General features: G+C 47.2%; 14 protein-coding genes and 1 pseudogene. 4 read left to right on the top strand and 11 right to left on the bottom strand.

What is annotated here, in order from left to right:
* Window positions 1-5: 5 nt before the first annotated feature.
* Genes PPA03S_RS22125 through PPA03S_RS22115 form a run of 3 tightly spaced genes read right to left on the bottom strand, consistent with a single transcriptional unit; the run spans window position 6 to window position 5,233 of the window.
* Window positions 6-836 carry a hypothetical protein gene (locus PPA03S_RS22125; protein ID WP_062326147.1) on the bottom strand — a complete coding sequence of 277 codons (831 nt, stop codon included), beginning with the start codon at window positions 834-836 and terminating at the stop codon, window positions 6-8.
* Between the two features lie 16 nt (window positions 837-852).
* The gene (gene essC / locus PPA03S_RS22120; protein WP_062326146.1) at window positions 853-4,857 is read right to left on the bottom strand and encodes a type VII secretion protein EssC; all 4,005 of its coding nucleotides are present in this window, start codon (window positions 4,855-4,857) and stop codon (window positions 853-855) included.
* Between the two features lie 55 nt (window positions 4,858-4,912).
* A complete protein-coding gene (locus PPA03S_RS22115; protein WP_062326145.1) occupies window positions 4,913-5,233 on the bottom strand; it encodes a hypothetical protein in 321 nt (106 codons plus the stop codon).
* Between the two features lie 423 nt (window positions 5,234-5,656).
* Here PPA03S_RS22115 and PPA03S_RS34045 point away from each other — a divergent pair, with 423 nt between their 5' ends.
* Window positions 5,657-5,896, top strand: a complete 240-nt coding sequence (locus tag PPA03S_RS34045) for a hypothetical protein (protein ID WP_024630323.1) — start codon at window positions 5,657-5,659, stop codon at window positions 5,894-5,896.
* Window positions 5,897-6,019: 123 nt separating this feature from the next.
* On the opposite strand, the gene PPA03S_RS33405 is transcribed toward PPA03S_RS34045, so the two are convergent.
* From PPA03S_RS33405 to PPA03S_RS22085, 6 genes and pseudogenes are all read right to left on the bottom strand, one after another.
* Window positions 6,020-6,172 carry a hypothetical protein gene (locus PPA03S_RS33405; protein ID WP_167666085.1) on the bottom strand — a complete coding sequence of 51 codons (153 nt, stop codon included), beginning with the start codon at window positions 6,170-6,172 and terminating at the stop codon, window positions 6,020-6,022.
* Window positions 6,173-6,420: 248 nt separating this feature from the next.
* Window positions 6,421-6,771 (bottom strand): annotated as a pseudogene (locus PPA03S_RS22105) (aldehyde dehydrogenase family protein); the annotation flags it as partial.
* 104 nt (window positions 6,772-6,875) lie between these two features.
* The gene (locus PPA03S_RS22100) at window positions 6,876-7,415 is read right to left on the bottom strand and encodes a GNAT family N-acetyltransferase (RefSeq protein WP_062326143.1); all 540 of its coding nucleotides are present in this window, start codon (window positions 7,413-7,415) and stop codon (window positions 6,876-6,878) included.
* A gap of 106 nt (window positions 7,416-7,521) precedes the next feature.
* On the bottom strand, window positions 7,522-7,860 hold the full coding sequence (locus PPA03S_RS22095) for a L,D-transpeptidase (protein ID WP_062326142.1): 339 nt from the start codon (window positions 7,858-7,860) through the stop codon (window positions 7,522-7,524).
* Window positions 7,861-7,916: 56 nt separating this feature from the next.
* Window positions 7,917-9,011, bottom strand: coding sequence for a ribosome small subunit-dependent GTPase A (rsgA, locus tag PPA03S_RS22090; RefSeq protein ID WP_411835244.1), 1,095 nt, complete (start codon window positions 9,009-9,011; stop codon window positions 7,917-7,919).
* 474 nt (window positions 9,012-9,485) lie between these two features.
* Window positions 9,486-10,079 carry a DUF2087 domain-containing protein gene (locus PPA03S_RS22085; RefSeq protein WP_062326141.1) on the bottom strand — a complete coding sequence of 198 codons (594 nt, stop codon included), beginning with the start codon at window positions 10,077-10,079 and terminating at the stop codon, window positions 9,486-9,488.
* Window positions 10,080-10,255: 176 nt separating this feature from the next.
* Between PPA03S_RS22085 and PPA03S_RS22080 the strand changes: the two genes are divergently transcribed.
* From PPA03S_RS22080 to PPA03S_RS22070, 3 genes are all read left to right on the top strand, one after another.
* Complete coding sequence (locus PPA03S_RS22080) at window positions 10,256-11,254, top strand: YpdA family putative bacillithiol disulfide reductase (protein ID WP_062326140.1); 999 nt, start codon at window positions 10,256-10,258, stop codon at window positions 11,252-11,254.
* Between the two features lie 5 nt (window positions 11,255-11,259).
* Window positions 11,260-11,703 (top strand): DUF441 domain-containing protein, encoded by a 444-nt coding sequence (locus tag PPA03S_RS22075; RefSeq protein ID WP_062326139.1) that lies wholly within the window; start codon window positions 11,260-11,262, stop codon window positions 11,701-11,703.
* A 187-nt stretch (window positions 11,704-11,890) separates the two neighbouring features.
* A complete protein-coding gene (locus PPA03S_RS22070; RefSeq protein WP_062326138.1) occupies window positions 11,891-12,406 on the top strand; it encodes a hypothetical protein in 516 nt (171 codons plus the stop codon).
* Window positions 12,407-12,529: 123 nt separating this feature from the next.
* Here PPA03S_RS22070 and PPA03S_RS22065 read toward each other — a convergent pair whose 3' ends face one another.
* A complete protein-coding gene (locus PPA03S_RS22065; RefSeq protein ID WP_062326137.1) occupies window positions 12,530-12,979 on the bottom strand; it encodes an NUDIX domain-containing protein in 450 nt (149 codons plus the stop codon).
* A gap of 71 nt (window positions 12,980-13,050) precedes the next feature.
* Window positions 13,051-13,347 (bottom strand): HesB/YadR/YfhF family protein, encoded by a 297-nt coding sequence (locus PPA03S_RS22060; protein WP_062326136.1) that lies wholly within the window; start codon window positions 13,345-13,347, stop codon window positions 13,051-13,053.
* Between the last annotated feature and the right edge of the window lie 202 nt (window positions 13,348-13,549).

Raw genomic sequence — 13,549 nt, 5'->3', positions numbered from 1 at the left:
TACCATCACCTTTCCTCTTCCCCTGCAGGCTGTTTAAGCCAGTCCAGCAGCATCTCGTGAAACTGTTCTCTAGTCGTCAGTGCTGCGACAAGCCAATCATCTGAAGCAGCAGTGCTCATGCGAAACAACCAGTTGGAAACCGTGCTTGCTGCGAAAGCTGCAGACTGTGATTTCCAACCTTCTCCGTTCCATACGAGCAACCGCAGTTCACCCTCCGACTCCTTGCTCATCAGACAGCGTGCGAGCGCAAGCGACCCCTCGGGATCACTCGTTTCCTGCATCAACTCATCCGTCACTTCCTGTAACTCTTTGTTCTTCAGATCGTTCATGACATCATAGAATTTTTTCTTCGAGCACATTAGCGCCGGCTTTTCCGCCGGAGAATGCCCACTCCATTTCATCCTTTGAATCAGATCATCAATAGCTTCACGAACATTCCCCAGATCACTGAGCCGGAAGGAGTCCGGCTCGTCAGCAACACGGGATACTTCCACGACACGTTCATCCGTGCAATGCACATAACTTTCATACGACTTGCCGCTGTGCGTGTAGCGAATCCAGCAAGCCCTGTCGGACAGTCCCGCAATGGCTACCCTGGAGAAAACGGTCGGTGTCATGATCAGCTCATTACTGTCCTGATCCTGAATCAGATATCCCTTGTCGAGCAGAGACGTTTTTACGCTCTCCCACTCCAAAGCAATGTCTTCCGCCATATACCCGCGGAACGGATCCTCCACGCCAAGCAATCGGTCTGAACCGAGAATACCGGCCAGGAAAAAAAGTTCTTTTTTTTGCAGAGTGACTACCTTTTGCTTGGAATCATGAACCGTCAACATTATGAGCCACCTCCCCTCAAACTACAACATGCCATCGGTCACGAATTTCAGAAATCCAATCGGTCATTTTCCAGCTTCCATCACATGGAACTGCACCTTTAACCCTGGAATATTTACGTTTCACATAATAACCTTGACCCGGAGGCAGTACCTTAAGCCCATTCGTGCCCCCCCCGGATTCGGAATAAGGTATACGGAAGAACGAGAGATCATTAGGGTCTAAAGTCCCGAACAACAATCCGCTCTGGGAAGCCTTCACATCGTTCACCCAGTCCGATCCAAAGGTTGGGAAATCTGCAGGAACACCTGACAGAATCACATGTATACCTCGATCCCTGCCTTGACGAACAATCGCTCCCAATTGATCCTTCACATTAAAATCATTCAACTGTTTGGCCAGTGTATCCGCATCGTCGATGATGAGAACGATCTCCGGTCCACCGGTTAAGTCGCCTCTTTTTAGAACTTCATCGTACAACTGTTGGATCACAGGTGCAAGCTGTTCTTCACGGGATACATGTCCACGGACATGGGGTAAACTGCTGATTTCGCCCAGTCCTCCCGAACCATAGCGCATATCTACCGTGTATATTTGCATGTCTTCAGGAGACGCATGATAAGCAAGTGACAACATCCATGTAAGCAAAAATGTCGTTTTCCCACCTTCCATCGGACTCGTAACCATGAAATGCGGGCCCTCGCGCAGGTTAAGCTGGAACGGCTCCAGATCATCAGTCAGTAAACCTACGGGTACCGTTAAGGAAGATACGTCTCCGACTTTTCCGAACGTGCCTGTCCGAATAAGTACATCTCTAAGCTTGACTTCTTCCGGTAGTGGCGCAATCTGTGGAGCTTCTTCTCCGCTCCAACTGTCCCTAATCTCTGCAATCGTATGGCGCAGAGCGGACGAACGCTTGCCCTCATCTTCTCCGGATGACGGCAGCGCCGCCTGGAACATCAATGGCGGGACCTGTCCCTTGACCAGCCCTCTGCCTGGCGGAAGCTGACTTGGTGCCTTGGACGGCCGTCCCACTGCGTAATAATAATCGCTTGGGTCGGACAGTTCAAATGAAACGGCATTGGGAATGTTGCTTCTGAACTTCTCAAACACATCGGTTACCCGGTTAGCTGTGAGAATAAATGTGATACCCAAACTTCCACCTTCGCGAAGGATTGTTTCCAGAAGTTCATTCTCCTCTGGATATGCATTACGGAAAGAAAGATAACCGTCTATGACAACCACAATCTGTGGCACAGCTGCATGAGCCGTTCGCCGGTAAGCCGAAATTGTTTTAACCCCTGCTTCCGAGATCATGTCTTTACGTTGTGCAGACAGTTTCAGGATGTATCGGAATAACCGCTTGATCCGATCCTCTTCTTCGGACATCATTACTGCACCGATCTGAGGCAAGCCTGCGAAATCTTTCATCATGCGGCCCATATCAATAATATAGCCATGCCAAGGCTCAGTTCGACTGGAGCGGGCCAATGACATCAGCAAGGTTTGCACAAAGGTCGTTTTCCCCAGACCAGGCATACCATAAACAACCAAATGTCCCTGATCTACCGGAAGCGCGAGTGGTTGCTGTCGCTGATTAGGCAAATCATCCAGCAGACCCACCAGCGGTTTCAGTCCGCTCGCTCCACCGTCAAGCAATGCCTCGCGGTTGTCTTCTTCCTGCCAGTAGTGTAGGCTTTCCCATTCCAGTGTCTCAGGCAGAGGCGGCAACCAAGGACCCGGTAATCGCGTAATCCCTGCCTCGGCTGCTTCTTTCGCCACATAATCTATGAACACCTGGAGCTGCTTGGGCACATCCTCGCCCTTGAGCACAGCTCTGCGCTCACCAGTCAAGAGCGGCTCCCGCTTCCCGTTTAAGCGCACCTCCATGACAGGGAGTACTGTGGTCGTATCTTCCTGCTGATTGTACGGTGCTCCACTCCAGGCAAATTGCATTTCCTCAAACACTTCATCACTGCCCACCTGGAAATATCCGCGACCCGGCTTCGTGATCCAGGCTGCATTTGGAATTTTGATCATATCGCGACTGTCCCCTTCGCTTTGAACGCGAAGACAGATGCGGAAACGGGAATTACTCCAGATTTTATCATCGACAACGCCCGCGGGCTTTTGGGTTGCCAATATAAGATGTACACCCAGTGTCCGACCGATGGCCGCTATGCTGATTAATTCATCCATGAACTCCGGCTGATCCCTCTTCAATTGAGCAAACTCGTCGATGATGATCACTAAATGCGGCAGCGGCTGTTCATGTCTGGAACGTAAAATTTTGTAATATTCATCAATGTGCTGGAGGTTACCGGCATCATTCAATATCTTCTGCCTTCTGACCAGCTCGGCTCGAAGTGATATATTGGCTCGCTCAATCAGGTTGCCGTCGAGGTTGGTAATCGTACCTACCACGTGAGGCAAGCCCACGAACGTATTCGACATCCCGCCACCCTTGTAGTCAATCAGCATAAAGGCCAGATCATGGGGATGGAATTCAGCAGCCAGCGAGGCCACAATGGACTGAATAACTTCACTTTTACCTGAACCGGTTGTGCCTGCGATCAGACCGTGCGGGCCATGGCCCTGGCGTTCGATTTTATCGTGCAGGTTAATGGATATTTTCTTGCCGCCCGCCCGTACACCCATAGGAACGGGAAGCGTATCAGGGTATCGCGTCTGGGCCCAACGGTTAATCACGTCCAATTCTTCCACTCGTGAAGTGCTCAGCATATCGAACAACGGGAGGATTTGGGGGATGTCTGAAGCGGATGAACGTTTCAGACGAATTGGTGACATGTAACGCGAAAGCGCCTCAGCCGTCTCTTTCGATATCACATCTGGTGTGTACGTCTGCTGTACCACGTCAGCATCTTCCGTTTTTTTGATGTACACTCCCTTGCCTTTGGAGGCCTCCATGATCAGTTGACAATGCATAGGAAGTGACTCCTTGCGGTTTGCCAGAATAATGGTGCATACATCAATCTCCTGTGCAGATTCCAACAATAATGGAAGAAGAGGCTCTTCTTCAATGAGTTGGGTATCTGAGAGAACAACGACGTAACACGGCGTTTGCACACTTTTTTTGTACCGGTCCTCCTTGTTGTTCCGACGACGGTTCAACACGGAAAACAAGCTGTCCGCCAATTGATGCGCACCGCTGTGCCTGTCGGCCATATAGCGTTGTCCCTGATCTTCATCCCAGATATGGGGTAACCAGCGGAGCCAGTCCCATTCCTTCGCTTCTTTTTCTTCATAAAAAGCCGCAATTTTCAATTCATCGGGTGAATGCCGAACCGAGAGTTGCGAAATGATGACGCGCAGGGAAGCAAGCACTTCCTCACGATTCCCTACCAATCCCATAACTTTCGACTGAAACAGTGGCAGTGTAATGGAAGCATCGGGTACCGTCTCAAATTCTGCGGCAAGTTCATGAGCCGCCTCGATCAGTTCATCTTTTTCATAACCATCCACTCGCGGAACCTGCAGTTTGATCCGAAACGGAATTTCTCCCGTACCGATTCGCACCTGCAGAAAATCGTCATCTTCCGGTGAACGTTCCCACAGGGAACTGTTACGATTCTTTACGACTTGCAGACAAACATTGGGATCACCATGGATCTCGTACAGGCTCTTGACCTGCTCGGCCTGAGCTTCCTTAAGCTCTTCACGGTGCTTATCCAGTTGGGCGCGGTACATGGCCTTCCGCTCTTCAATTTTTTTGCGATACGTCTTTTTGTTACTCAAATACACAAAAAACGGAATCGTATATGACGTAAGCATCATCATGACGGTCATCATCTGAAACATCATATAGTTGGGGTTGCCCATTTTGCCCGTCATGTTGATATATACATAGAATCCGATGCTGACCATCGTCATCATGATCGGTATAATAATAGAAATCATTGAAAACGTAGGTTTGCTCGGTTCTGTTGGAGGTCTGAGAATTTCCAGCCTTTCTTCCTTAAGAACCGGTGTCATTCTTGGAGAACGTTGATATAACACATTCACGAAGAGAAGACCTCCTTATAATGGGTTCGATAATGAGTGTATACGTCAAGAAGCCTCATTCGTTGCTGTCCTGCTGAAATAATGAACGTCTTCCGTACACTGGCGCTTCTTCTGTAGTGGTGGAGAATGCCCGCTGAACCCGTACACAGCTGCCTTGCCGCAGGCCCGTTTCCATCAGTTGTTGGGAGTTCTGCGGAGAGAACCACAAACCTTCGGGGAATTTCGCTTCAAGGATGTATTGAATGCCATCACCAGGTGCCTGCCCGAATATCCGCACCCCCAGCAATGTCTTCAAATGTTCGATCGTACACTCATCCGGGACTTCAATATCGAACCACTCGCCTTCCTCCCGGCCGGAATACACGGTAAGAATCATCATAATCCCTCCCATGGTCTCATATGTAAATTGTCCTAATGTCAAATTAAATCAAAAATATGCGGGTGAATTGCTATTCCAACCCTATTTTCTTACATTAACACCCTGTTTGCAATGTACAACCTGTATTTTTGTTACATATGACCCACATGAATATTAAAATATCGTCCAATGGACTCAGAACTTTTGAGGCATTGTTCACGTTAATTGTTGCGAGGATGCGAAACCACGTCGATTTATTCCATATAAATGGAAGTTACAAGCTGCCTTTTCGGGACTTTTTATTGCTTCGCCCACAATTGAATTGTGAACACTTTTCAAACATTGCCCACCTTTATGATTTCATAAGCTGATTTTAAGGTAATTTTAAGCATTGGAACTTAATATAGCGAGTAAGAAATAACTCTCGTGAGGTGATTTCTAGTGAGAACACTAATAACTTTTCAAAACAAATCAATCCCTGTATATTTCAATCAAGAAAACAAACAACCTGTGCAAAAGACACTACGATTGCTTAGCAGTGCCCTTGAGCATAAGATTAGCAATGGTAAACGCGCTTTACAGAAATGTCTGCAATCATTGATTAGTATTGAGATTGTCGGTGGTGAAGCCATTCTTCACAGCCGCAGCGAGAATGACTCCCTCGCCTTATCCCTTTATTAAGATGGGTCAGTTGTTTACATCAACATGGAAACGGCGAATTCATTTATTCGCGAACATAAGGAAAAGGAAGCTTGCCGTTAAGGACAAGCTTCCTTTTTTGTGTACCGAATCCTTTTATCTATTCTAATGCAATCTGCTGACGACATAGGCAGTCTCATGCTCTTCATCCATCTCAGCCTTTTGGATTCGAATGACAAACAACCGAACCAGATTATCACGTGTATTTTCTTCCTGACAAGTATTCAACTTCCTCAGAATAAAACGGTCAATGGACATGAAGTTCAGGCCCCTTTACCTAGTGGATTTACGGATCTGTTCTTACCGTGTATCCATAAATAACCAGATTACTGGTGCACCAAACAGCTTTTTCACATCATTCCCTCGCCTATTTTTACAGGATGTAAAAACATGCAAAAGCCCGCCCCATCCAGCTTAAGGCGGACTCATCGCAATCTTTGTCATTCTTTCCCGAAGTCTATCTGATTATAAAACAGAATTATTCCTAATCCGCGTTCTCTGTCGAACTATTGCACTCCAGGATAATCCCGATATTGATGCTGAATGCTGATCCAGCGTGTCCGCGTGAATTTCTCAATAGCCCAATCGCCTCCGAAAAGGCCAATACCAGAAGATTTTTCACCACCAAACATGACATGAGCTTCATCGTTCACGGATTGATCATTCACATGAATCATACCCGCTTCAATCTGCCGGGCAACTTGATACCCTCTTTCCAGATTTCCGGTGAAGACCGAACCGCTTAATCCATAAGGCGTATCATTTGCCAAACGTACAGCCTCCTGCTCATCCTGTGCTTTCATTACTACCGCAACAGGTCCGAACAGTTCCTGCTGCACGATATGCTGTTCTGGTTTTACATCCGCAAAAAAGCGGTATAGTAGTTCATTAACCTTGTTATCCTTTCATCCTCTGATGGGAAGATGTTCCTCATTGCTCAGCAAATTCAGCCTTTATTTATTCAACTACCAGGCACCGTCTTCTCTCCAAAAAGAGTCAAGTCCTCCCAACCATAAGCAACCTCTAGCAGATCTTGGCCGCCAATCCGGATTTGCTGTGTTTGAACAGGGACCCCACCCATCTTTTCATAGAACCGACAAGCCGAATTTCGCTCCAATGCCCAGATCAACAGGCTCCTCATGTCCAGGGAATCGAGATAATGAACGACGTGTCTTGCCAATTGCTGGCCGATACCCGTTTGCTGCACTTCTTTCAGTAAATATATAGCATACAGCTCAGCATCGTATGGCAACTTGCCTTCACGTTCCTTGCCGCCGCAAGCAAATCCGACAATTTCCCCGTTAGCCTGTTCAGCCACCACCAGAATTTGATCCTTTTCGCCAGCGCGGATATTTCGCTCCCATTGCGGCAACCTTGATTCCTTCGTCAGATTATCCAAAAAATTATCAGGCACAATCCCTCGATATGTCGTCTTCCAACTCTCTGTATGTACATGAGCTACTGCTTCCGCGTCCCCTTCACGAGCTGGTCTAATCCGCATGTCAACACTCCCTTTCCTTCGCCATTCCGATTTATTGGTCAATGGGAAGCTTGATTTTCGCTTTGGCTATCTATGCGCTCTATGGTTTGGAGTAAAAAATCCGGCCCTAGGGCCGGATCGTTACCTGTGTGCCTACGGACACTTTGGAAGACAGATCCAGCACATCCGAGTTGTACATGCGTATGCAGCCATGAGAAACAGATTTACCAATGGATGAAGGATCATTGGTTCCATGAATCCCGTAATGCGGCGCTGACAACCCCATCCACAGAGCACCAAATGGCCCTCCAGGATTCTCTTGTTTGTTAATAATCGTAAACACGCCGTTAGGCGTTTGCGTAAGCATCTTGCCTGTAGCGACAGGATAGCCCTTAACCACTTGTGAGCCATCCAAAAGATATAACATGTGGTCTGACAAGTCCACGATAATGCTATAATCCGGCATAATGACATCCCTCCTGACCTATCTTATGCAGGATACAGTGGGATGCCCACCCGATTTCAGGCTTCTTCCCAGTCTTTTGTACTGCGGACATGTTTGGGTTTGCGGGAATTTACCGGTTTGCTTGAAGCGGTCCGTCGTTTGGATGCTGCCTCTTCCTTGCGCTGCTGAAATTTCAGTTCCTTCTGCATTTTCAAGTAGTTGCCCAGCCTTTTTTCATCCAATGAACCAGCCTGAATGGCTTCTTTCACAGCGCAACCAGCTTCCCGGGTATGCGTGCAATCCTGGAACCTGCATTCCGCAGCAAGCTGCTCAATTTCGCCAAATGCGTGGGATAACCCATCCTGTCCTTCATCCCACAAATTTAGCTCTCGCATGCCCGGTGTATCAATCAATACAGCTCCCTGCGGCAATACAAACATCTCCCGATGGGTAGTTGTATGTCGTCCACGGCTGTCGTCCTCACGAACGGACTGTGTGAGCTGTACACTCTCACCCATCATCCAGTTCACCAGAGTAGATTTGCCACTACCGGAAGAACCCGTCAAGGCCACCGTTGTGCCCGAAGTCAGAAATTTCTCAAGCAACGATTTGCCCTGGTCCTGAACAGCTGACAGTGCCAGCACTTCAATACCTGGAGCAATCCCTTCCACCAGTGAAATTTGTTTCTCCACATTCTCGCACAGATCGCTTTTGCTTAGAATGATGACGGGTCTGACCCCGCCATTCCAGGCCATCATAATGTACCTTTCCAGCCGTCGCAGATTAAAATCATGATTGAGAGCGGCCACAATCAGCAATGTATCCACATTCGATGCGATCAGTTGCTCTTTCGTCACAGGACCCGCAGCTTGTCTGGATACCCTGCTCTGACGTGGCAAAATACTGTGAATGATCGCTTCTTCTCCAGTCTGTCCCGAGACAGCGACCCAATCCCCAACGGCAGGCACAATACCCGTTTCCACATGATCGTGACGCATCCGTCCAGATACCCGCCCCCAGCATTCTCCATCTGCCGTCATCAGGCGAAGCAATTGTCCATGATCTGCAATAATTCTTGCCGGTTTTCTTAACAGTTCTTCCATTCCAGACAGATTCCATAGCTCCTGCCATTTTGCAGACCAGCCGTACTTCTCCAATAGGTTATTCAAAATAAAAATTCCTCCCGATCAATAGTGTGTTTCCTTCAAGGCCATTAACAACGATCAACAATGAACACTCCGGTCCGGCATCAAACCAAATAAGCCACGAGCAGTACTGCACCCGCGGCAATAAGAAGTTAGCCGAACGAATGGTTGTTAATATGGCATTCATATCGGACGCATCAAGACGACAATCCGGTACTCGTTATCCAGAAACAACCCCATTTCGGCATACAAAAAAGCCACGGGTACGTCACCCGCGGCTTCATTTGTGCATGTTACTTTTTACGTACATATGGACCGTATTGCGAACAATACTGCCCAACTGCCGTAAAATTACATGCATTGATCCGTTCCGGAGACGCTGTTCATATTCAAATTAACGTATACTGCCATTAGATTTGTCATTTAACATCGCCTCCCTTGTAGAATTATCCATCATGTTACACAGCTTCGTCTGCTTTTGTCAAGTTTATTTCCCAAAACTTATCTCACTTGATCCCACCGTGTCCACATTTCCTTCGGATTCAGTTCATAAATCCCATCTTCCCGGTACATGAACTGGTGCATGATGAACTCCCGACGAATGGTGGCAAAATCCTCATGATAGGTTTGAATAAATGTATTGATTTCCTTCTCCGTATATTTCCGTCCAAATTCAAGCTGCTCGACCAGATGACCAAGTACAATCAGCTTTTTTTTGTACTGAGCAGGGATTTGGCGCAACCGTCCATCTTTGGAGAAAAAATTTCGCATGACGGATGCTTTCAACGTTTCATTCACATCACTCATATCAGCAACCTCCTCTCTTTTAAAAATAAAATCAACTGAGGCCTGCGCATGCTCTCGAATAAAAGAAGGATTAAGAGAGAAAAACACCGTGTTTTTCTCTCTGCGTTCCTTGATTAACGCAGCTTCTCTTAGCTTGGATGCATGATGTGTAACCGTTGGCTGTGACAGGTTGAGTTTGTCAGCAAGCGCTTGACCATGAAGTTCTCCCTGGGACAACAACAGCAGCATCCGAAGCCGGGTCGGATCAGCCAGGGCCTTGTGGTAGGCCACAATCTTCTCCAGTTGCATTATCGCTCAGCTCGCTTTCGTTTAGATGAATATCTAATTTGATACTAATCTTTTCTCTATTCCAAGTCAAATTCCTGCTTCTGGATCAATTCTTTGTGTTGGACCCCTTCTTAAACTGGCATTAGGGCCGTATTTACGGTAGGATTATAGTGCTTGAAATAAGGAGGATTAAGAACATGGAAGATGTCATTATTATCGGCGGCGGCCCATGCGGTCTATCAGCTGCCATTGAATGCGAGCGGCTGGGACTATCAGCTGTAATTGTTGAGAAGTACAATATCGTCCAATCTATTTATCTGTATCCAACCCATATGCAGTTTTTCAGTACAGCGGAATTGCTTGAGATTGGGAACGTTCCGTTCAGCACACCGAACGACAAACCTTTTCGTTACGAGGCACTCGCCTATTATCGCAAGGTAGCCGAACACTTCGGTCTGCGCGTTCATAACTATGAGGAAGCCCGTGAAATTAAGCGCAAGGACGATGGCACGTTCGAAGTACATACGGTAAATCGTCGCGGTCAGGCAATCGTTCATGAAGGACGAAATGTCGTTGTTGCAACAGGTTATTTTGACCACCCCAACTATCTTGGCATCCCTGGCGAAGACAAGGATAAAGTCACTCATTATTTCCGGGAAGCTCATCCGTACACCCGTACACGTGTCGCCATCATTGGAGGAAGCAATTCTGCGGTCGATGCCGCCATGGAACTGGTTCGTGTTGGTGTGCATATTGATATGGTCTATCGCGGGAGTGGTGTTTCGGAACACATTAAACCATGGGTTCGTCCATTATTCGAAAGCATGGTGCAGAAAGGCAGAATCTCACTTCATCTGGGCTCACGTGTGACTGAAATATTGGATGATTCTGTTCGTTTGGTCCATTCAGATGGCTCAACAAGTGAACTCGATAATGACTTTGTGCTGGCCTTAACCGGTTTCCGTCCCGACCGCAAGCTGCTTTCTTCCATAGGTGTCGAGATGTCTGAGGATATGGATAAACCGGTATATGACCCGCAAACGATGGAGAGTAGTGTGCCCGGCATATACGTTGGTGGAGTTATCGCTTCAGGGCGTAATGCCAATGAAGTATTTATTGAATCAGGCCGCTGGCATGGAAGATATATTGCAGAACATATCGTAAGTCGTCATCGCGGGCAGATCGAAGGGGAATGAAAGCGATGGATATGACCTCACTGCTGTTGCTCGTGTTTGCCGCGCTAGGTATTATCAGCAGTAACACACCCGTAACCGTAGCCATGGTATTTCTGTTGCTGCTGCGGGTGCTGAACCTAAATCAGGCTTTTCCCTGGCTGGAAAAGTATGGTCTTACGGTCGGTATCATCATCCTGACCATTGGTGTTATGGCACCTCTTGCCAGCGGCAAAATCAGTTTGCAGACGATTGGAGAGTCTTTTCTGCACTGGAAATCACTGCTTGCCATTGGGGTCGGTTTACTAGTCGCCCATCTGGGTGGACGTGGAGCTACGCTGATGAGTACACAGCCTACCGTCGTTGCCGGACTGCTTATTGGTACTGTTCTTGGGGTTGCCTTGTTCAAGGGTGTACCCGTCGGCCCCCTGATTGCCGCAGGAATTCTGTCTTTACTCTTAGGAAAATCATGAGAAAAGTTGGGACTTGACATCCTTCTGCTGACTGGCTGTTTTTCCCACCGTTGTATGATATACTTCTATTCATGCAATTAAGCACCAAGTCAAGTCCATAGCAGAGGAATCAATTGGATGATCTTCCAGTCCATATCATTGATTCAACTCGCAACTATTAAATGGCCGCAGGAGGATTCAGGAACCCATGTCACGTCAATTTGTTACCGAAGCCGTGATGGTGGCAATTTACGGTCAATTACTCGCGCCCCCGGCGCCGGTTGAATATATTGTTCCTTATACCACCATCCTTGAGTTATATGAATTTCAGACCAGCCCTGACCCTTTGATGGATAATCCGGCAGATGACCAACATGTGAAATCCAAAATCAACGAAATCATTTCTTATTTTGAAGAACCGCTGAATAAGAAAAAAATAGAGCGCGCCCTGGCTATTCCCTGGGCCAAAAGTCCGTCTATTCTTTTTGGTGACCAGGTATCCATCGCTATCATTAATGCGGTTGATACCGCTCAATTCGGTGAATATTTCGATCCCATTGAGACTGAACTGCTGCTCACTTCACAGCGTCTGGATATCCCTATACTGACCGATCAGGTTGAATTAATTGCACGTATTATCGAATCGGCATCTCCTGTACGGGTATTCGATATTGACGACTTTGATTTTGCAATGGACGATGAAGAACCACTTGATCAAGTCTAGTCTAGTTGTTGAAACCCGTCATTTATGAGGAACAACGCCCCTGCTTCTTAACCTGGCTCCATCTCATATAGAACACGACAAGAAGAAGCCTTCCCGGCCGGAAAGGCTTCTTTCTTCGTTTATTTATTCCATTCGGGGATACTTTAGCAATATCCGGCTAAGATCATTCAGCTTGGGCAATGATTTTGGATCAAAGAACTTCAGACCTGCTTCACTATTCACTCGCGACTCTACAAGCGAATCCTGAACAATCTGGGCTCTAAACATCGCGATGACGTAATATTCTTCATCTCCACTGGCATGTAAATGTCTCATATTCGGACCGGAATGCAAACCCTCAAGTGTCATATGATGGGTAGTCCACCCCGTCTCCTCCCAGAGTTCTCTGTGCGCGGTGTCCTCAATGGCTTCTCCCGGGCGCATCTGTCCCACAGGAATACGCCAATGACCGTGTTCAGCATGCTGAATCAATAACAATTCACCTTGTTCATTCTCGGCCCGAACCGCAGCCTTTACAACAATATAAGAGCGGTTCGCGATATACTGGGCCAAATCTCGGGCTGGCGGATTCACTTCGTATCTCCTCCTGTTCGAAAATCGGTGCGACCGGTGATGTGCCATTCTATATACGCAGATGTATCACGTTAAATCTCTGTGTAGCGATATTCGATATCCTGTCCTTCCTCAACTACATCTACGTGAAGTTGATGCCCCTTCAGATACCAGTAATCATGATCCTCCATAAAAAATTGAATCCCCGATACGTTGGTTTGGTCCGCAGGATGTCTCGGTTCCTCTACAGCGATCCCCAGTGAGAAACCGGGATGAAGTCCTCCGCCAGAGCTATAACGGGCGAAGAATCGAATGCTGTCTCCTTCATTCAAATTCAGTTCTTCCTTATACCAGCGAGCAGCTCGCTCAGATACATGTAGGGTACTCATTTGGTGACAACTCCTTCTCTATATATATGTTACATCATATCGCTACAGTGGCTCGATTACAAACCTTCCACACCGCAAATATGCAATAAAAGTTCATCATTACGGAGTTAGCCCGTTACTAATCATTAGATATTTCGTTTTTGAAAAACGTTTGACAGATTGTAAAATTCGATGTTAAGATGCAAACATACGAGATCCACAT

The sequence above is a fragment of the Paenibacillus pabuli NBRC 13638 genome, assembly GCF_001514495.1.
Lineage (GTDB): Bacteria > Bacillota > Bacilli > Paenibacillales > Paenibacillaceae > Paenibacillus > Paenibacillus pabuli.
The sequence above is the reverse complement of the archived record's forward strand: the minus strand, read 5'-3'. Positions and strand labels throughout refer to the sequence as shown.